The 19,760-nt window shown below is 60.8% G+C and carries 14 protein-coding genes; 8 read left to right on the top strand and 6 right to left on the bottom strand.

The annotated features are described in order from the left end of the window. The first annotated feature begins 82 nt into the window (after positions 1–82). From mazG to eno, 3 genes are all read left to right on the top strand, one after another. Positions 83–877, top strand: coding sequence for a nucleoside triphosphate pyrophosphohydrolase (gene mazG, locus ACUTSC_RS16100; protein ID WP_033649234.1), 795 nt, complete (start codon positions 83–85; stop codon positions 875–877). Between the two features lie 348 nt (positions 878–1,225). Then, the gene (gene pyrG, locus ACUTSC_RS16105; protein WP_033637139.1) at positions 1,226–2,863 is read left to right on the top strand and encodes a glutamine hydrolyzing CTP synthase; all 1,638 of its coding nucleotides are present in this window, start codon (positions 1,226–1,228) and stop codon (positions 2,861–2,863) included. A gap of 81 nt (positions 2,864–2,944) precedes the next feature. After that, positions 2,945–4,240 carry a phosphopyruvate hydratase gene (gene eno, locus ACUTSC_RS16110; protein ID WP_038873548.1) on the top strand — a complete coding sequence of 432 codons (1,296 nt, stop codon included), beginning with the start codon at positions 2,945–2,947 and terminating at the stop codon, positions 4,238–4,240. 116 nt (positions 4,241–4,356) lie between these two features. Here the strand turns inward: eno and ACUTSC_RS16115 are convergent, their stop codons facing one another. From ACUTSC_RS16115 to ACUTSC_RS16130, 4 genes are all read right to left on the bottom strand, one after another. Then, positions 4,357–5,751, bottom strand: coding sequence for an amino acid permease (locus tag ACUTSC_RS16115; protein ID WP_445653439.1), 1,395 nt, complete (start codon positions 5,749–5,751; stop codon positions 4,357–4,359). A 102-nt stretch (positions 5,752–5,853) separates the two neighbouring features. Further along, positions 5,854–7,389 carry a histidine ammonia-lyase gene (hutH, locus tag ACUTSC_RS16120; protein ID WP_019455102.1) on the bottom strand — a complete coding sequence of 512 codons (1,536 nt, stop codon included), beginning with the start codon at positions 7,387–7,389 and terminating at the stop codon, positions 5,854–5,856. Then, positions 7,386–9,077, bottom strand: a complete 1,692-nt coding sequence (gene hutU / locus ACUTSC_RS16125) for a urocanate hydratase (RefSeq protein ID WP_041033306.1) — start codon at positions 9,075–9,077, stop codon at positions 7,386–7,388. The genes hutH and hutU overlap by 4 nt, the downstream gene beginning before the upstream one ends. A 375-nt stretch (positions 9,078–9,452) precedes the next feature. Then, positions 9,453–10,793, bottom strand: a complete 1,341-nt coding sequence (locus tag ACUTSC_RS16130; RefSeq protein ID WP_015376678.1) for an MFS transporter — start codon at positions 10,791–10,793, stop codon at positions 9,453–9,455. Positions 10,794–11,119: 326 nt separating this feature from the next. Between ACUTSC_RS16130 and queE the strand changes: the two genes are divergently transcribed. Continuing rightward, positions 11,120–11,791, top strand: coding sequence for a 7-carboxy-7-deazaguanine synthase QueE (queE, locus tag ACUTSC_RS16135; RefSeq protein WP_047728915.1), 672 nt, complete (start codon positions 11,120–11,122; stop codon positions 11,789–11,791). Positions 11,792–11,821: 30 nt separating this feature from the next. Here queE and queD read toward each other — a convergent pair whose 3' ends face one another. Further along, on the bottom strand, positions 11,822–12,181 hold the full coding sequence (queD, locus tag ACUTSC_RS16140) for a 6-carboxytetrahydropterin synthase QueD (protein ID WP_004932638.1): 360 nt from the start codon (positions 12,179–12,181) through the stop codon (positions 11,822–11,824). Positions 12,182–12,617: 436 nt separating this feature from the next. On the opposite strand from queD, the gene cysJ reads away from it, so the two are divergent. From cysJ to ACUTSC_RS16155, 3 genes are all read left to right on the top strand, one after another. Continuing rightward, positions 12,618–14,420 (top strand): NADPH-dependent assimilatory sulfite reductase flavoprotein subunit, encoded by a 1,803-nt coding sequence (cysJ, locus tag ACUTSC_RS16145; protein ID WP_060422522.1) that lies wholly within the window; start codon positions 12,618–12,620, stop codon positions 14,418–14,420. After that, entirely contained in the window at positions 14,420–16,135 is a 1,716-nt protein-coding gene (gene cysI / locus ACUTSC_RS16150; protein WP_197766964.1) for an assimilatory sulfite reductase (NADPH) hemoprotein subunit, read from the top strand. The genes cysJ and cysI overlap by 1 nt, the downstream gene beginning before the upstream one ends. Before the next feature lie 61 nt (positions 16,136–16,196). Beyond that, the gene (locus ACUTSC_RS16155; RefSeq protein ID WP_016929052.1) at positions 16,197–16,931 is read left to right on the top strand and encodes a phosphoadenylyl-sulfate reductase; all 735 of its coding nucleotides are present in this window, start codon (positions 16,197–16,199) and stop codon (positions 16,929–16,931) included. Between the two features lie 55 nt (positions 16,932–16,986). On the opposite strand, the gene ACUTSC_RS16160 is transcribed toward ACUTSC_RS16155, so the two are convergent. Further along, complete coding sequence (locus ACUTSC_RS16160) at positions 16,987–18,057, bottom strand: aminopeptidase (protein WP_445653440.1); 1,071 nt, start codon at positions 18,055–18,057, stop codon at positions 16,987–16,989. A gap of 261 nt (positions 18,058–18,318) precedes the next feature. On the opposite strand from ACUTSC_RS16160, the gene cysG reads away from it, so the two are divergent. Then, positions 18,319–19,749, top strand: coding sequence for a siroheme synthase CysG (cysG, locus tag ACUTSC_RS16165; protein WP_445653441.1), 1,431 nt, complete (start codon positions 18,319–18,321; stop codon positions 19,747–19,749). The last annotated feature ends 11 nt before the right edge of the window (positions 19,750–19,760 follow it).

Here is a 19,760-nt window from a genome sequence, read left to right on the forward strand (position 1 = left end):
CGTATCGATAGCGGATGCGGCCCGAAATCCATGAATTCGGCGGGCGCTCCCCTGCGTCCCCATGCTTTCTCAGAGATTTTTTATGACCCAATCCACTCCGTTGCAGCGCCTGCTGAACATCATGAAAACGCTGCGCGACCCGCAGATCGGTTGCTCGTGGGACCGCAAGCAAACCTTCGCCACCATTGCGCCTTATACGTTGGAAGAGACTTACGAAGTGCTGGACGCCATCGAGCGGCAGGACTACGCCGATCTGCGCGACGAGCTGGGTGATTTGCTGTTTCAGGTGGTGTTCTACGCGCAAATGGGGCAGGAGCAGGGGCTGTTCGATTTCGATGAGGTGTGTACCGCCATCAGCGACAAGCTGGAGCGCCGTCACCCGCACATCTTCGGCGACGCCGAGGGCGGAGACAGCGAAGCCGTGGCGGCGCGCTGGGAGCAGCTGAAGGCCGGTGAGCGCGCCGAGAAAGCGCTGCACTCGGTGCTGGACGATATTCCGCAGGCGCTGCCGGCGTTGATGAAAGCGCACAAGATCCAGAAACGCTGCGCCTCGGTCGGCTTCGACTGGAATACCCTGGGCCCGGTGCTGGACAAAGTGTACGAAGAGATCGACGAAGTGATGCACGAAGCCCGCCAGGCGGTGGTCGACGAGAGCAAGCTGGAAGAGGAGATCGGCGATCTGCTGTTCGCCACGGTGAACCTGTCGCGCCATTTAGGCCACAAGGCGGAGAACGCGCTGCAGGCGGCGAACCGCAAGTTCGAGCGCCGCTTCCGCCAGGTGGAAGAGATTGTCCAGCAAAGCGGGCTGCGGCTTGAAGACGCCACGCTGGAGCAGATGGAAGAGGCCTGGCAGCAGGTGAAACGTCAGGAAAGTTGAATCGCCGCGACAATGTTGATCGCCGACAAGGTTCGCTCAAGCTGAAACGGTTAAGCTTTCGGTCAGGTTAGAGGCGCATGGCTGCCGGCGGCAGCAAAAGGGCAACAAACTGAAATCTAAGGCGTTTTATCGCTCCCGAGGGGCGGTAAAAAGAAATTTTCTCTGCTAACTCTTTGTTTTACCTGGAGGGTTTAGGCGGCGCCGGCGGAGTAAACCCTGATGAACACGGGAGGGCGGCCGAGATGATGGACAGCAAAACGATCGTTTGTAGGTCAGGAGAGGTTCGGGTATACTACTTTCCCGTCCTGGTTCTTCCATCGTCTTTAAACCTAAACTCTCAGGTTCAGCATGACAACTAATTATATTTTTGTGACCGGCGGGGTCGTATCCTCTCTGGGTAAAGGCATTGCCGCAGCCTCTCTGGCGGCTATTCTTGAAGCCCGTGGCCTCAACGTTACCATCATGAAACTGGACCCGTACATCAACGTGGATCCGGGCACCATGAGCCCGATTCAGCATGGGGAAGTTTTCGTCACCGAAGACGGCGCAGAAACCGATCTGGATTTGGGTCACTACGAGCGCTTCATCCGCACCAAAATGTCGCGTCGCAACAACTTCACCACCGGCCGCATCTACTCCGACGTGCTGCGTAAAGAACGCCGCGGCGACTATTTGGGTGCGACCGTGCAGGTCATTCCGCACATCACCAACGCGATCAAAGAGCGCATCATCGAAGGTGGCGAAGGCCACGATGTGGTGCTGGTGGAAATCGGCGGCACCGTCGGCGATATCGAATCGCTGCCGTTCCTCGAGGCCATCCGTCAGATGGCGGTGGAAGTGGGCCGCGAGCACACTCTGTACATGCACCTGACGCTGGTGCCGTACATGGCGGCAGCTGGTGAAGTGAAAACCAAGCCGACCCAGCATTCCGTAAAAGAGCTGCTTTCCATCGGTATTCAGCCGGATGTGCTGATTTGCCGTTCCGATCGCGCGGTTCCTGCTAACGAACGCGCTAAAATCGCGCTTTTCTGCAACGTGCCGGAAAAAGCGGTTATCTCTCTGAAAGACGTTGATTCTATTTATAAAATCCCAGGCCTATTGAAATCTCAGGGGCTGGACGATTATATTTGTAAACGATTCAGCTTGAACGCACCGGAAGCCAACCTGGCCGAATGGGAACAGGTGATCTACGAAGAAGCCAATCCGGGCGGCGAAGTGACCATCGGTATGGTCGGCAAATACGTTGAGCTGCCGGACGCCTACAAGTCGGTGATCGAAGCGCTGAAGCACGGCGGGCTGAAAAACCGTCTGACCGTGAACATCAAGCTGATCGACTCGCAGGACGTGGAAACCCGCGGCGTGGAAGTGCTGAAAGGGCTGGATGCGATCCTGATCCCGGGCGGCTTCGGCTACCGCGGCGTGGAAGGCAAAGTGATGACCGCACGCTATGCGCGCGAGAACAACATTCCTTACCTGGGCATTTGCCTGGGCATGCAGGTGGCGTTGATGGAGTTCGCTCGCAACGTGGCGGGCATGGAAAACGCCAACTCCACCGAGTTTATGCCAGACTGTAAGTACCCGGTGGTGGCGTTGATCACCGAATGGCGCGACGAAGACGGCAACGTCGAAGTGCGCAGCGAAGAAAGCGATTTGGGCGGCACGATGCGCGTAGGTGGCCAACAGTGCAACCTGATCGACAACAGCCTGGTGCGTCAGCTGTACGGCGAACCGACCATTGTCGAGCGTCACCGTCACCGTTACGAAGTTAACAACATGCTGTTGAAGCAGATCGAAGCCGCAGGGCTGCGTGTCGCCGGTCGTTCCGCCGACAACAAGCTGGTCGAGATCATTGAACTGCCGAATCACCCGTGGTTTGTAGCCTGTCAGTTCCACCCGGAATTTACGTCTACGCCGCGTGATGGGCATCCGCTGTTCGCCGGCTTCGTGAAAGCCGCAGGCGAGCATCAGAAGCGCCAGGTGAAATAAAATATTTGGTAGGCGGCGCGCGGTGAGAACCGCGCGCTGTTTGTCTGGAGTTTTAGTTTAACTTGTACTGAGGAAAACCTAATGTCCAAAATCGTTAAAGTCATCGGTCGTGAAATCATCGACTCCCGCGGTAACCCGACTGTTGAAGCCGAAGTTCATCTGGAAGGCGGTTTCGTAGGCCTGGCTGCTGCGCCGTCAGGTGCTTCTACCGGTTCCCGCGAAGCGCTGGAACTGCGTGACGGTGACAAGTCTCGTTTCCTGGGTAAAGGCGTACTGAAAGCCGTTGCTGCAGTAAACGGTCCGATTGCTCAGGCAGTACTGGGTAAAGATGCCAAAGACCAGGCGAACATCGACAAGATCATGATCGATCTGGACGGCACCGAGAACAAATCCAACTTCGGCGCCAACGCCATTCTGGCGGTTTCCCTGGCAGCAGCGAAAGCGGCCGCAGCCTCTAAAGGCATGCCGCTGTACGAGCACATCGCTGAACTGAACGGCACCCCAGGCAAATTCTCCATGCCACTGCCGATGATGAACATCATCAACGGCGGCGAGCACGCTGACAACAACGTCGACATTCAGGAATTCATGATTCAGCCGGTTGGCGCGAAAACCCTGAAAGAAGCGGTGCGCATCGGTTCTGAAGTGTTCCACCACCTGGCGAAAGTTCTGAAAGCCAAAGGCATGAACACCGCCGTGGGCGACGAAGGTGGCTATGCACCAAACCTGGGTTCCAACGCCGAAGCGCTGGCGGTTATCGCTGAAGCGGTAAAAGCGGCGGGCTACGAGCTGGGCAAAGACGTGACCCTGGCGATGGACTGTGCGGCTTCCGAATTCTACAAAGACGGTAAATACGTGCTGGCCGGCGAAGGCAATAAAGCCTTCACTTCCGAAGAGTTCACTCACTTCCTGGAAGATCTGACCAAACAGTACCCAATCGTGTCTATCGAAGACGGCCTGGATGAATCCGACTGGGCGGGCTTCGCTTACCAGACCAAAGTTCTGGGCGACAAAATCCAGCTGGTGGGCGACGATCTGTTCGTGACCAACACCAAGATCCTGAAAGAAGGCATCGAGAAAGGCATCGCTAACTCCATCCTGATCAAATTCAACCAGATCGGTTCTCTGACCGAAACCCTGGCTGCTATCAAGATGGCGAAAGACGCTGGCTACACCGCGGTGATCTCTCACCGTTCCGGTGAAACCGAAGACGCGACCATCGCTGACCTGGCGGTAGGGACTGCGGCTGGCCAGATCAAAACCGGTTCTATGAGCCGTTCTGACCGCGTTGCCAAATACAACCAACTGATCCGTATCGAAGAAGCGCTGGGTGACCGTGCGCCGTTCAACGGCCTGAAAGAAGTTAAAGGCCAGTAAGTTCGACCGATTCGGTTGCTGAATAAAAACCCGCTTCGGCGGGTTTTTTTATGGCCGGCGTTTGGCCAAAAGCGCAATAAAAAACCCGCCGCAGCGGGTTTTATCAGAAGCGAGCGTTACATCTGCTGCGTTGCCGCGCTCACCGGCGAGCCGCCGCCTTTCTTGCGCACCCACAGCCAGTAAGCCACGGTGAGTAAAGCGATCCACACCAGCCCGACGTACAGCGCGATGCGGCTCTCTTCGAAGTAGCCGAGCAGGCCGATGACAAATGCCATAAAGGCGGTCGCCAATGCCGGCGCCACCGGCCACCATGGCACCGGGAAGCTCAGCTGACGGGTTTCCGCCGGCGACAGCGTGCGGCGCATGACGATCTGCGACAGCAGGATCATCAGCCACACCCAGACGGTGGCGAAGGTGGCGATCGAGGCGATGATCATGAAAACCTTCTCCGGGATCAGGTAGTTGAGCACCACCGCCAGCAGCAGGGCGATCGACATCACCAGCACCGTCATCCACGGCACGCCGCTGGCAGTCAGTTTGGTGAAGCTGCGCGGCGCCTGGCCGTCTTGCGCCATGCCGTACATCATGCGGCCGGCGCCGAAGATGTCGCTGTTAATGGCCGAGATGGCGGCGGTGATCACCACCACGTTCAGCACGTTGGCGGCGGAGCTGATGCCGAGGTTGCTGAAGATCTCAACGAACGGGCTGCCGTTCTGGCCGATGCTGTTCCACGGGTAGATCGCCATCAGCACCGTCAGCGTCAGCACGTAAAACAGCAGGATTCGCACCGGCACGGCGTTGATCGCCTTCGGCAGCACTTTGGCGGGGTCTTTCGCCTCGCTGGCGGTAATGCCGATGATCTCGATGCCGCCGAAGGCGAACATCACCACCGCCAATGACGCGACCACGCCGCCCATGCCGTTAGGCATAAAGCCGCCGTGCTGCCACAGGTTGCTGATACCGGTGGCGTGCTGGGTTTGGCCGAAGCCGAACAGCATCACCGCCGCGCCGCCGACGATCATCGCCACGATGGCGGCGACCTTGACCAGCGACAGCCAAAATTCCAGCTCACCGAACACTTTGACGCTGCACAGGTTGAGCGCGCCGATAAACAGAATGATGCTGAGCACCCAGACCCACTGGGCGACCTCCGGGAACCACAGCCCCATATAAATGCCGAAGGCGGTGACGTCCGCCAGGGCGACGATCACCATTTCGAAGGTGTAGGTCCAACCGGTGAGGAACCCGGCCAGCGGGCCGAGATAGTGGCTGGCGTAGTGGCCGAACGAGCCGGAAACCGGCTGGTGCACCGCCATTTCACCCAGCGCGCGCATCACCATGAACACCGCCGCGCCGCCCACCAGGTAGGCCAGCAGCACGGCCGGGCCGGCCAGTTGGATGGCGCCGGCGGAGCCGTAGAACAGGCCGGTGCCGATCGCCGAGCCGAGAGCCATGAAACGGATGTGCCGCGCGTTTAGTCCGCGTCTGAGTTGTGTCGTTTCGTTACGCATGTTGCTTCCCGTTAAGTGTTTGCCGAACAGGCACGCGCTGCCCGCGCCGGGTGGAACGCACCCGGCGGGGCAGAACAAACTGCGTGATTCAGTGTGTGATGATTATGCCTGGCTAGGCAGCAGCGCCGCAGGCAGCAGCGATGTCAGGTGACCGGCCGCCAAGAGTTGGCTGGCGGCTTCAATGTCGGGGGCGAAGAAACGATCCTTGTCGTAGAAACTGACATGCTCGCGCAGCAGACGGCGCGCCTGCTCCAGACCTTCCGAGGTCTTCAGGCCGTTGCGGAAATCCAGGCCCTGGCAGGCGGCCAGCCATTCGACCGCCAGAATGCCGCGCACGTTGTCCGCCATGCTCCACAGGCGGCGACCGGCGGCCGGCGCCATGGAGACGTGGTCTTCCTGGTTGGCGGAGGTCGGAATGCTGTCGACGCTCGACGGGTGCGCCAGCGCTTTGTTTTCGCTGGCCAGTGCCGCGGCGGTCACCTGGGCGATCATGAAGCCGGAGTTCACGCCGCCGTTCTCCACCAGGAACGGTGGCAGCTGCGACATGTGCTTGTCCATCATCAGCGAGATGCGGCGCTCGGACAGCGAACCGATTTCGGCAAACGCCAGCGCCAGGTTATCGGCGGCCATCGCTACCGGTTCGGCGTGGAAGTTGCCGCCGGACAGCACGTCGCCCTGTTCGGCGAACACCAGCGGGTTATCGGAGACGGCGTTGGCTTCAATTTCCAGCACCTCGGCGGCCTGGCGGATCTGCGTCAGGCAGGCGCCCATTACCTGTGGCTGGCAGCGCAGGGAGTAAGGATCCTGCACTTTTTCACAGTTGCGGTGCGAGTCGGAGACTTCGCTGCGCGCGCCGAGCAGGTGGCGATAGGCGAGGGCGGCGTCGATCTGGCCGCGCTGGCCGCGCACTTCGTGGATACGCGCATCGAACGGGCTGCGAGAGCCCAGCGCCGCTTCCACCGTCAGGCTGCCCGCCACGGTCGCGGCGGCGAACAGATCTTCGGCATCGAACAGGCCGCGCAGCGCGAAGGCGGCGGAGACCTGGGTGCCGTTCAGCAGCGCCAGGCCCTCTTTCGCCGCCAGCGTCAGCGGTTTCAGGCCGGCTTTGGCCAGCGCTTCGGTCGCCGGCAGCCATTGGCCCTGATGGCGCGCCTGGCCTTCGCCCAGCAGCACCAGGCTCATGTGCGCCAGCGGCGCCAGGTCGCCGGAGGCGCCGACGGAGCCTTTCAGCGGAATATGCGGATAAACTTCGGCGTTGACCAGCGCGATCAGCGCCTGAATGACTTCCAGACGAATGCCGGAGAAGCCGCGCGACAGGCTGTTGATCTTCAGCACCATGATCAGGCGCACCAGGTTGTCGTCGGTCGGCTCGCCCACGCCGGCGGCGTGTGACAGCACGATCGAACGCTGCAGGTTTTCCAGATCGTCGCGGGCGATGCGCGTCGAAGCCAGCAGGCCAAATCCGGTGTTGATGCCGTAAGTGGTGCGGTTTTCTTCAACGATGCGTTCCACGCAGGCCACGCTCTGCTGGATTGGCGCGTAGGCGTTGTCGTCCAGCGTCAGCGTCACCGGGTGTTGATAGACGTCGCGTAGCTGGGCTAGCGTCAGTTTGCCTGGGCGAATAGTCAGCGCTTTCATGCTTTTTCTCCTTGGGTCGCGGCAACCATCGGCAGGTTCAGGCCTTGCTCACGGGCGCAGTCGATAGCGATATCGTAACCGGCGTCGGCGTGACGCATGACCCCGGTAGCCGGGTCATTGTGCAGGACGCGGGCGATGCGCTCGGCGGCCTCGTCTGTGCCGTCGCAGACGATCACCATGCCGGAGTGTTGGGAGAAGCCCATGCCGACGCCGCCGCCGTGGTGCAGGGAAACCCAGGTGGCGCCGCTGGCGGTGTTCAGCAGGGCGTTCAGCAACGGCCAGTCGGAAACCGCATCGGAACCGTCTTTCATCGCTTCGGTTTCACGGTTCGGGCTGGAAACGGAGCCGGAGTCCAGGTGGTCGCGGCCAATGACGATCGGGGCGGACAGTTCGCCGCGGCGCACCATCTCGTTGAACGCCAGGCCCAGCTTGGCGCGCTGGCCGAGGCCAACCCAGCAGATGCGCGCCGGCAGGCCCTGGAAGCTGATGCGCTCGCGCGCCATGTCCAGCCAGCGGTGCAGGTGTTCGTCATCCGGGATCAGCTCTTTCACCATGGCGTCGGTTTTGTAGATGTCCTGCGGATCGCCGGACAGCGCCGCCCAGCGGAACGGCCCGATACCGCGGCAGAACAGCGGACGGATGTAGGCCGGCACGAAGCCCGGGAAGTCGAAGGCGTTGTCGACGCCGGTTTCTTTCGCCATCTGGCGGATGTTGTTGCCGTAGTCGAAGGTCGGCACGCCCATCTGCTGGAACGCCAGCATGGCTTTGACGTGATCGGCCATCGACTGTTTGGCGGCGGCGACCACTTTAGCCGGCTCGGTCTGGGCGCGCTGGCGATACTCTTCCCAGCTCCAGCCCTTCGGCAGGTAGCCGTTCAGCGGATCGTGGGCGCTGGTCTGATCGGTGACCATGTCCGGGCGCACGCCGCGGCGAACCAGCTCAGGCAGAATTTCCGCCGCGTTGCCGCACAGGGCGATGGAGATGGCTTTGCCCTCTGAGGTGTATTTCTTGATGCGGGCCAGCGCGTCGTCCAGATCGTTGGCCTGCTCATCGACGTAGCGGGTTTTCAGGCGGAAATCGATGCGGCTCTGCTGACATTCGATGTTCAGCGAGCAGGCGCCTGCCAGCGTCGCGGCCAGCGGCTGCGCGCCGCCCATGCCGCCCAGGCCGGCAGTCAGTACCCAGCGGCCCTGCAGGCTGCCGTCGTAATGCTGGCGGCCCGCTTCGACGAAGGTCTCATAGGTGCCCTGAACGATGCCCTGGCTGCCGATGTAGATCCAGCTGCCGGCGGTCATCTGGCCATACATGGCCAAGCCTTTGGCGTCCAGTTCGTTGAAGTGTTCCCAGGTCGCCCAGTGCGGCACCAGGTTGGAGTTGGCGATCAGCACGCGCGGGGCGTTGCTGTGGGTTTTGAAGACGCCGACCGGCTTGCCGGACTGCACCAGCAGGGTTTCGTCTTCTTCCAGCGTTTTCAGGGTTTCGACGATCTTGTCGTAGCAATCCCAGTCGCGTGCGGCGCGGCCGATGCCGCCGTACACCACCAGCTCGTGTGGGTTCTCCGCAACTTCAGGATCGAGGTTGTTCATCAGCATGCGTAACGGCGCTTCGGTCAGCCAGCTTTTTGCGTTTAATTGTGTGCCGCGTGGCGCGCGTACATCGACATTGCGAACTTTGTTATTTGTAGTCACAGCAGTTTCCTCAAACAGTATCGGTGCAGATTCCATGCCGCGGTGGGGATGAGTACCACGGCATAACAATGCGTAGGGCTTATTAACATATACTTGTATGTACAAGCATATGCAACACTGACCAGTTGTCGCTGAAAAGTGGCATAAGAAAAAGTTATTTTCTTTTTATATCAAGTTGATATGCAATTTTTCATCACCGGCTTCATGTGCGAAAAGCCGGAGAAAAGTGAGCTGTTCGGCAAAAATGAATTAAAATTGACTCATTTTTGGGCGGCTAGTCACAATATTTTTACAGACTGATTACAGTTGGCGGCGGAGGATAAACAAGCCCTATCACCGCAAGAACAAAGCCCGCCGTGGGCGGGCTTGCAGGGGTCAGGCGGCCGGTTGCAGCATCGGCTTGCGGCTCATCTTGCACACCGTGGCGATGGCGGCGATCAGCGCCGGTACGCACAGGAACATCAGGATGCTCTGCACTTCCCACTGCATCGCCAGCAGTTGGGCGCCCATCATGGTGCCGGCGACGCCGCCGAAGCGGCCGATGCCCTGCATCCAGGCGATGCCGGTGGCGCGGCTGTGGGTGGGGTAGAAGGTGGCCGCCAGCGTTTGCAGCCCGGACTGCGCACCGTTCATGGTGACGCCCATCAGGAAGATGAAGGCGCCCAGCAATACGATCTGTTTGTCTTCGGTCGCCATCGCCACGATCAGCAGGGCGGTGACGACAAAGCCGCTCGAGACGACCTTGTGCGCATTCCAGCGATCCATCAGCCAGCCGGCTACCAGGATGCCGAGCGTGCCGCCGAAGGTGAACAGCGAGGTGAGCATCGCCGACTGTTCCAGCTGATAGCCCAGCCCCTGCATCAGGATTGGCATCCAGCTCAGCAACACGTAGTAGATCACCAGCCCCATGAAGTAGGTCACCCACAGCATCAGCGTGCCGAGCAGGTAAGGGCGGCTGAACAGCAGGCCGACGCTGGTCTTGGCCTGCGTCAGCTTTTCTTCATACAGGTAAAAACGCGTTACGCCGTCGAGGCTCTGGCTGACGAAGCGTTGCGCGATGCGCTTGATCTTCGCCGCATCCTGCCCGCGGTTGACCATATATTTGACCGATTCCGGCAGCAGCAGGATCAGCAAGACCGTCAACGCCAGCGGCGCAATGGCGCCGAGCAACAGCACGCTGTGCCAGCCGTAGCTCGGGATCAGCCACGATGAAATGGCACCGCCGCCGGCCGCGCCCAGCGGAAAGCCGCAGTACATGGTATTGATCGCCAGTGAACGGCAGCGCTGCGGCGCGTATTCGGAGATCAGCGTGATGGCGTTGGGCATTGCCGCTCCCAGCCCGAGGCCAGTGAGGAAACGCCATAACGTCAGGCTATTGAGCGAGCCGGCGTAGGCGGTGGCCAGGCTCGACAGGCCGAAGAACAGGCAGGAAAACACCAGCACGCGCTTGCGGCCGATGCGATCGGAGATTGGCCCGGCGATCAGCGCGCCGAGCGACAGCCCCAGCAGCGCAGCGCTCAGCACCGGCCCCAGATCCTGTTTGACGATGCCCCAGTCTTTGGCGACCGAGGGGGCGATATAGCCCATGGCGGCGGTATCGAAACCGTCGATGGCGAGGATCAGGAATCCGAGAATGATCAGAGTCCAGTGAAACAGCGAAAACTTGCTGTCGTCGATGGCCTGCTGAATGTTCAACTCGCTGGTGGAATGAGTCATGGCACCCTCTAAACGCAGATGTAGTCGTGATGGATGGAACGTGGCCGAAACTGGCGCTCGGCTTGTGTTTGCTTGTATATACATCTGCGTGTCGGCGCTTTATGTCAAATATATTTATCTTATGCGTTAAATAAATGTTGTTTTTGCGAAGCAGGTTACACCGTGAATGAAAGATCAGAACCCGTCGAACAAATTAATTAAACGCCATTGGCGGTGGGATATGCTGGCGGCGGCGCGGAGAATAAAATTTAATACAATTTTGGCCGTTTGGTCGGCGGGCCGGAATCTGCGATAATCGCTTTTTACTTTTCCAGATTGAGAAACCGATGCAGTACCCGATCAATGAGATGTTCCAAACCTTGCAGGGCGAAGGCTTTTTCACCGGCGTGCCGGCCATTTTTATCCGCCTGCAGGGCTGCCCGGTAGGGTGCAGTTGGTGCGATACCAAACATACCTGGGAAAAGGAAGCCAATCGGGAAGTCGACCTGCAACGGATCCTGGTCAAAACAGAGGAAAGCGACGCCTGGGGCAATGCCGGCGCCGAGCAGCTGCTGGCGGTGATGCGCCAACAAGGTTACACCGCGCGCCATGTGGTGATCACCGGCGGCGAACCCTGCATCTACGATCTGACGCCGCTGACCGAGCTGTTCGAACAGCATGGCTACGGCTGCCAGATTGAGACCAGCGGCACCCACGACATTCGCTGTTCCGCCAAAACCTGGGTGACGGTTTCGCCGAAGGTGAATATGCGCGGCGGCATGAAGGTGTTGGATCAGGCGCTGCGGCGCGCCGACGAGGTGAAGCATCCGGTGGCGCGCGAGCGCGACATCGAGGCGCTGGACGCGCTGCTGGCGACGCTGCAGGACGACAAGGCACGGATTATTGCGCTGCAGCCGATCAGCCAGAAAGAAGAAGCGACCCGCCTGTGCATCGAGACCTGCATCGCGCGCAACTGGCGGCTGTCGATGCAGACCCACAAGTATCTGAACATCGCCTAAAATCAGGGCGCCTTTGCGGCGCCCTTTCTTTTAACCTTTATATACGCATCCCGCAGTACAGGTCTCTTTCACCATCACCGCAGTCAGTTCCGGCAACTGGGGCTTGAGCTGCTGCCAAATCCAGGCGGCGAGCACTTCGCTGGTGGGATTTTCCAATCCTGGAATATCGTTCAGATAATGGTGATCCAACCGCTCCCAGATCGGGGAAAACACAGCCTTGAGCTCGGCGAAATCCATCACCCAACCGGTGTGGGGGTCCACTTCACCGGTCACTTCCAGACGCACCATAAACGAATGCCCATGCAGGCGGCCGCATTTATGGCCCTCCGGCACGTGCGGCAAACGGTGTGCGGCTTCAAACTGAAAATCTTTAAACAGCGTGGTTGCCATTATTACGGCCTCATTGACTCAAAAACCGCCGCATAGTACCGGAAAGCGCGTCTGCTTGCCATTTATACCGTTATGGTCTAGCGCCGCGATAACCGCGCCCGGTTAACACTTTTTTTGTTTGGTGTTTGCGGCACCTATCGGCTGGGGTAATGAGCCGAAATGTTGAACGGTGAAAAAACGATGAAAAAAAGCGCTTTAATTTCATCTGGATAAAAAACTTTGTTTAACGGTTTAAGCGTTATCCCTTACCAGAAAAACAGCTTAGTCATTTTGGTTATGATTTATTGCTATCCCTTATTTAATCGTTGCTATTCTGCTCGGTAACCTTACAAACTCTCCTGATCTTTTCCGCACACCCGACGCAGCGAAGAGACAGCGACTGACACTGGCGCGCGCCTGGCAGGAAAGGCGCTAAGTATAGGAAATAAGTACAGCAATGACGACTCAGGCTCCTCCAACATCTTTGCTCCCGCTGACGCCCGAACAGCTGGCGCGCCTGCAGGCGACGATCGGCGACTATTCTCCGACGCAGCTGGCGTGGCTGTCCGGCTATTTTTGGGGCATGGTCAATCAACAGCCCGGAGCCGTGGCCATTGCGCCTGTCGCCCCTGCGGCTGCCGCCGGCATCACCATCATTTCCGCTTCGCAGACCGGCAATGCGCGCCGCCTGGCGGAGCAGCTGCGCGACGATCTGCTGGCCGCCAATCTGAGCGCCACGCTGATCAGCGCCGGCGACTACAAGTTCAAGCAGATAGCTCAAGAGCGCCTGCTGGTGATCGTCGCCTCCACGCAGGGTGAGGGCGAACCGGCGGAAGAAGCGGTGGCGCTGCATAAATTCCTGTTCTCGAAGAAGGCGCCGAAGCTGAATGATACCGCTTTTGCGGTGTTCGGGCTGGGCGACACCTCTTATGAGAATTTCTGCCAGTCTGGTAAGGATTTCGACGGCAAGCTGGCCGAGCTGGGCGCCGAGCGCCTGGTGGAGCGCGTGGACGCCGACGTGGAGTACCAGGAACTGGCCGCCGCCTGGCGTAAACAGGTGGTATCGGTGCTGAAGGCGCGCGCGCCGGCGGAAAGCGCCGCGCCGGGCGTGTTGGCCAGCGGCGCGGTCGATCTGATCGACAGCAGCCCGTACAGCAAGGAACAGCCGCTCACCGCCCAACTGGCGGTCAATCAGAAAATTACCGGCCGTGCGTCGGATAAAGACGTGCGCCATATCGAGATCGATCTGGGTGACTCCGGCCTGCGCTATCAGCCGGGCGATGCGCTCGGCGTATGGTTCGACAACGATCCGGCGCTGGTGGATGAACTGGTGCAGCTATTGTGGCTGAAAGGCGACGAGCCGGTCGAGGTGGAAGGGCAAACCCTGCCGCTGGCGCAGGCGCTGCGCAGCCATTTCGAACTGACGCAGAACACCACGCCGATCGTCGATAAATACGCCGCGCTGTCGCGCGATGAAACGCTGATCGGCCTGTTGGCGGATAAAGCCGCGCTGCAGCACTATGCGCACAACACGCCGATCGTCGACATGGTGCGTCAGGCGCCGGCGGACCTGAGCGCCGAACAGCTGGTTGGCCTGCTGCGCCCGCTGACGCCGCGCCTGTACTCCATCGCCTCTTCGCAGGCGGAGAACGAAAGCGAAGTGCACATCACCGTGGGCGTGGTGCGTTACGACATCGACGGGCGCGCCCGCAGCGGCGGCGCCTCCGGCTTCCTGGCGGATCGCCTGGAGGAGGACGGCGACGTGCGGGTGTTTATCGAACACAACGACAACTTCCGCCTGCCGGCCAATCCGGAAGCGCCGGTGATCATGATCGGCCCGGGCACCGGCATCGCGCCGTTCCGCGCCTTTATGCAGCAGCGCGACGCCGACGGCGCCGGCGGCAAGAACTGGCTGTTCTTCGGCAACCCGCACTTCACCGAAGATTTCCTGTATCAGGTCGAATGGCAGCGCTACGTGAAAGACGGCCTGCTGACCCGCATCGATCTGGCCTGGTCCCGCGACCAACAACATAAAATATACGTACAAGACAAACTGCGCGAACAGGGCGCGGAAGTGTGGCGCTGGATTCAGGAAGGCGCGCACATTTACGTCTGCGGCGATGCCAATCGCATGGCGAAAGACGTGGAAAACACATTACTGGAACTGGTGGCCGAGCACGGTGGCATGGATACCGAGCAGGCGGATGAATTTTTAAGTGAGCTGCGCCTTGAGCGCCGTTATCAGCGAGATGTTTACTGATGAGTGATAAACACCCCGGGCCTTTGGTAGTCGAAGGCAAACTGGCCGATGCGGAGCGCATGAAGAAGGAGAGCCACTTCCTGCGCGGCACCATCGCCGAAGATTTGAACGACGGCCTGACCGGCGGCTTCAACGGTGACAACTTCCTGTTGATCCGTTTTCACGGCATGTATCAGCAGGATGACCGCGATATTCGCGCCGAACGCGCCGAGCAGAAGCTGGAGCCGCGCCACGCCATGATGCTGCGCTGCCGCCTGCCGGGCGGCATCATCAGCCCGCAGCAGTGGCTGGGCATCGACAAGTTTGCGCAGGAGAGCACGCTGTACGGCAGCATTCGCATCACCAACCGCCAGACGTTCCAGTTTCACGGCATTCTGAAAGGCAACGTCAAACCGGTGCACCAACTGCTGAACCGCCTGGGGCTGGACGCGCTGGCGACCGCCAACGACGTGAACCGCAACGTGCTGTGCACCTCCAACCCGGTGGAGTCCGAACTGCATCAGGAAGCCTACGAGTGGGCGAAGAAGATCTCCGAACATCTGCTGCCGCGCACCCGCGCCTACGCCGAGGTGTGGCTGGATCAGGAGAAGGTGGCCACTACCGACGAAGAGCCGATTCTGGGGCCGACCTACCTGCCGCGTAAGTTCAAAACCACGGTGGTGATCCCGCCGCAGAACGACGTCGATCTGCACGCCAACGACATGAACTTCGTGGCGATCGCCGAAAACGGCAAGCTGGTAGGTTTCAACCTGCTGGTGGGCGGCGGGTTGTCCATCGAGCACGGCAACAAGAAAACCTACGCGCGCCAGGCCAGCGAGTTCGGCTACATTCCGCTCGAACATACGCTGGCGGTCGCGGAGGCCGTGGTGACCACGCAGCGCGACTGGGGTAACCGAACCGATCGCAAGAACGCCAAAACCAAATACACGCTGGAGCGCGTCGGGGTGGACGTTTTCCGCGCCGAAGTGGAAAAGCGCGCCGGCATCACCTTCGCGCCGATCCGGCCGTATGAATTCACCGGCCGCGGCGATCGCATCGGTTGGGTGAAGGGCATCGACGAGCAGTGGCACCTGACGCTGTTTATCGAGAACGGCCGCCTGCTGGACTATCCGGGGCGCCCGCTGAAGACCGGCATGGCGGAGATCGCCAAGATCCATAAAGGCGACTTCCGTCTGACGGCGAACCAAAACGTGATCATCGCCGGCGTGCCGGAAAGTGAGAAGGCGAAGATCGAAGCCCTGGCGCGCGATCATGGCCTGATCGACGACGAGATCAGCGAGCAACGCAAGAACTCGATGGCCTGCGTATCGTTCCCGACCTGCCCGTTGGCGATGGCGGAGGCCGAGCGCTTCCTGCCGCAGTTCGTCACCAAGGTGGAAGGGATCATGCATCGGCACGGGGTGGGCGACGAGCATATCGTGCTGCGCATCACCGGCTGCCCGAACGGCTGCGGCCGCGCGCTGCTGGCGGAGCTGGGGCTGGTGGGCAAGGCGGTCGGCCGCTATAACCTGCATTTGGGCGGCAACCGCGAAGGCACGCGCATTCCGCGCATGTACCGCGAGAACATCAACGAAGACGAGATCCTGAGCGAAATCGACCTGTTGGTGGGGCGCTGGGCGAAGGAGCGCAACGCCGGCGAAGGCTTCGGCGACTTCACCGTTCGCGCGGGCATCGTCAAACCGGTGCTGGATCCGGCGCGGGATTTCTGGGAGTGAGGCCGGGCGGCCCCTGGGCAGAGGGGCCGCACAGGTAATTTCAAGTAGCAGGAGAGACAACATGGCTGAATTCGATCTGGCGGCGCTGAACGCGTTGCCCAAATCCGGGCAGGCGCTGGCATTGGCGGTGGTCAACGGCCAACTGGAGACCCTCAGTGCCGAACAGCGCGTTGCATGGGCGCTGGAGCATCTGCCCGGCGAGTTCGTACTCTCGTCCAGTTTCGGCATTCAGGCGGCGGTGTGTCTGCACCTGGTGACGCGCATCCGGCCGGATATCCCGGTGATCCTGACCGACACCGGTTACCTGTTCCCGGAAACCTACCGCTTTATCGATCAACTGACCGATCAACTGAAGCTGAATCTGCAGGTGTTCCGCGCCGAACAGTCTCCCGCCTGGCAAGAGGCGCGCTACGGCAAGCTGTGGGAACAGGGCGTGGAAGGGATTGAAAAGTACAACCAGATCAACAAGGTCGAACCGATGAACCGCGCGCTGGAGACGCTGGGGGCGCAGAGCTGGTTCGCCGGCCTGCGGCGCGAGCAGTCCGGCAGCCGCGCCAATCTGCCGGTGCTGGCGGTGCAGCGCGGGGTGTTCAAAATCCTGCCGATCATCGACTGGGACAACCGCAAGATTTACCAGTATCTGACCGAGCACGGGCTGAGCTATCATCCGCTGTGGGAGCAGGGTTACCTGTCGGTAGGCGATACCCATACCACCCAGAAGTGGGAACCGGGTATGAGCGAGGAAGAGACGCGTTTCTTCGGGCTGAAGCGCGAGTGCGGCCTGCACGAAGGCTAAACGAGGCGAATCACACGACAGGGCTCAGCAATGCTGGGCCCTGTTTTTTGGCGGGCTACTTTTTCTTCTGTGCTTTCGGCGGGTGCGCCTGCGCCAGCTCTTTGATCAGCGGCAGCAGGATCTGCACGCTGTCGCGGCTGCGTTTGTCGATCCGCCCCGGTAGGTAGCGATCCAGGTACTGCAGGTTGTCATACTGTGGGCGATGCCAGGTGATGCCCTGCGGGAAGTGCGGGCTGACGGCGCGCTGCTGGTAGCCGTCCTTGTCGCCCAGCGACCAGTTGGTGGCCTCTACCGACAGCACCGGGATGCCCGCTGCATCGAATACCTCTTGATCGGAGCAGCAGCCGGTGCCCTTCGGATGCTGTGCGCTGCCCGGATTGCTGGCGGCGGCGATGCCGTAGCGATGGGCGATATCCAGCGCGCGATCGCGGGAGCGTTTCGCCATCTGCGGCGGCGTGTTGCGCCCGGCGTTGAAGTACAGACGATCGCCGGTGATCAGGCTGTCGAGGTTGATCACCAGCACGGTGTTGCTTTTCTCTTCCGCGCTCATGCGCTGCAGGTAGTTCTGCGCGCCCAGCGAGCCGAGCTCTTCGGCGCTGGTGGCGACGAAGCGCAGGCCGTAGGCGGTGGGGATGTTCTTCAGTCGCTCCGCCAACTCCAGCATCACGCCGATGCCGGAGGCGTTGTCGTCGACGCCCTGCAGCGTCAGGCCGCCGAGGTTGTTATCCAGATCTTCGTCGCTCTGCGGCGTGTAGGTGTCGAAGTGGGCGACGATCACTATCTGTTTCGGACTGTCGCCGTTGCGGGCGGCGATCACCGAGCTGGCGGTGACGTTGTTCCAGTTCTTCTTGCCGTCTTTACTGGTGTAGAGATAGCGCGTGTTGACGCTGCGAATGTCGCTTTGGTAACCCATCTTGGCGAACTGCAGCTTCAGGTAGTCGGCGGTGAGCAATTCGGCCGGGCTGCCCGCCATGCGGCCGGGGAAGTAAGTGGCGATGTGGCGGGTCTGTTCGGCGGCGAAGCGGCCCATTGGCGCGTCTTTTGCGGGCTGTGCGGCACAAACGCTGAAGACGCCGCCGAGTGCGAGGGCCAGCAGGCTGGTCTTCAGGTAAAAACGGGAAAACATACCGAAAAATCCTTCTTTGCTATCGGCGCTGCCGATCATTTTTCTGCGGCACCCAGTATGAGACGCCGGGCGGCATTACACAATTTCCCCGTCTCTTAATTTTCGCGCGAATGCGCAAACCGTCGCCGCAGTTATCACCGTTTGCCTCTCGCGTTGCGGCCTATATTCCATAAAGGAACTAATCATTCCTTTTCGTCATTTCAGAGGCTAAATCTCAGCCCGTATAGTCACACTATCTTTCTGTTATATGAAAAGGCTGTTGTGGACTATCTACCAATATTCGCCGACCTGAAACAACGTCCGGTGCTGGTCGTTGGCGGCGGTGACGTGGCTGCGCGCAAAGTCGATCTGCTTCAGCGCGCCGGGGCTGAAATACGGATAGTTGCGCAGTCGCTCTCACCGGAACTGGAACAACAACGTCAGCGAGGGCAACTGCTCTGGCTGGGGAAAACCTTTGACCCGCCGCAGCTGGACGACGTGTTTCTGGCGATCGCCGCCACTGACGACAACGCGCTGAACGCCGCGGTGTTTGCCGAAGCGGATAAACGCCGGGTGTTAGCCAACGTGGTGGACGACCAGCCGCGCTGCTCGTTCATCTTCCCGTCGATCATCGATCGCTCGCCGCTGGTGGTGGCCGTATCGTCCAGCGGCCAGGCGCCGGTGCTGGCGCGGTTGCTGCGCGAAAAGCTGGAGGCGTTGCTGCCCGCCAGTTTGGGGCAGATGGCGCAGGTGGCGGGCCGCTGGCGCGGCCAGGTCAAACAGCGGCTGGCCTCGATCGGCGAGCGTCGCCGTTTCTGGGAGAAAACCTTCGGCGGCCGTTTCGCCACGCTGGTGGCCAACGGCCAGACGGCGCAGGCGGAGCGGCAGCTTGAGCAGGATTTGCAAAGCTTCGCCGTAGGCGATGAAGGCGCGCAGGGTGAGATAGCCTTGGTGGGCGCCGGGCCGGGCGACGTGGGGCTGTTGACCCTGCGCGGGCTGCAGGTGATGCAGCAGGCGGACGTGGTGCTGTATGACCACCTGGTCAGCGGCGAGATCCTCGATCTGGTGCGCCGCGACGCCGAGCGCATCTGCGTGGGCAAGCGCGCCGGCGCGCACTCGGTGATCCAGGAAGAGACCAACCGGCTGTTGGTGGAGCTGGCGCAGCAGGGCAAACGCGTGGTGCGTCTCAAGGGCGGCGACCCGTTCATCTTTGGCCGCGGCGGCGAAGAGCTGCAGGTAGCCGCCGCCGCCGGCATTCCGTTCCAGGTGGTGCCGGGCGTCACGGCCGCGGCGGGGGCGACCGCCTACGCCGGCATTCCGCTGACGCACCGCGACCACGCGCAGAGCGTGACCTTTATCACCGGCCACTGCCGCCCCGACGGCGATGGCCTGGACTGGGCCGATCTGTCCCGGGCGCGGCAGACGCTGGCTATCTACATGGGCACCATGAAGGCGGCGGACATCAGCCAACGCCTGATCGCCCACGGCCGCGCTGCCGATACGCCGGTGGCGGTGATCAGCCGCGGCACGCGCGCCGATCAGCAGGTGCAGATCGGCACGCTGGATCAACTGGAACATCTGGCCCACCGGGCGCCGCTGCCGGCGCTGCTGGTGATTGGCGAAGTGGTGGAACTGCACCATCAAATCGCCTGGTTCGGGCATCAATCGCAGACGGAAGGGGCCGCGCGCCCGGCCGTCGTGAATTTGGCATAGGCAAGGCTTTT

This window comes from Serratia sp. TSA_105.2 (assembly GCF_052692115.1).

Bases quoted from the DNA above. Each gene is read 5' to 3' on its own strand.
- mazG (WP_033649234.1), top strand. From the start codon at position 83: ATGACCCAATCCACTCCGTTGCAGCGCCTGCTGAACATCATGAAAACG.
- pyrG (WP_033637139.1), top strand. From the start codon at position 1,226: ATGACAACTAATTATATTTTTGTGACCGGCGGGGTCGTATCCTCTCTG.
- eno (WP_038873548.1), top strand. From the start codon at position 2,945: ATGTCCAAAATCGTTAAAGTCATCGGTCGTGAAATCATCGACTCCCGC.
- ACUTSC_RS16115 (WP_445653439.1), bottom strand. From the start codon at position 5,751: ATGCGTAACGAAACGACACAACTCAGACGCGGACTAAACGCGCGGCAC.
- hutH (WP_019455102.1), bottom strand. From the start codon at position 7,389: ATGAAAGCGCTGACTATTCGCCCAGGCAAACTGACGCTAGCCCAGCTA.
- ACUTSC_RS16130 (WP_015376678.1), bottom strand. From the start codon at position 10,793: ATGACTCATTCCACCAGCGAGTTGAACATTCAGCAGGCCATCGACGAC.
- queE (WP_047728915.1), top strand. From the start codon at position 11,120: ATGCAGTACCCGATCAATGAGATGTTCCAAACCTTGCAGGGCGAAGGC.
- queD (WP_004932638.1), bottom strand. From the start codon at position 12,181: ATGGCAACCACGCTGTTTAAAGATTTTCAGTTTGAAGCCGCACACCGT.
- cysJ (WP_060422522.1), top strand. From the start codon at position 12,618: ATGACGACTCAGGCTCCTCCAACATCTTTGCTCCCGCTGACGCCCGAA.
- cysI (WP_197766964.1), top strand. From the start codon at position 14,420: ATGAGTGATAAACACCCCGGGCCTTTGGTAGTCGAAGGCAAACTGGCC.
- ACUTSC_RS16155 (WP_016929052.1), top strand. From the start codon at position 16,197: ATGGCTGAATTCGATCTGGCGGCGCTGAACGCGTTGCCCAAATCCGGG.
- ACUTSC_RS16160 (WP_445653440.1), bottom strand. From the start codon at position 18,057: ATGTTTTCCCGTTTTTACCTGAAGACCAGCCTGCTGGCCCTCGCACTC.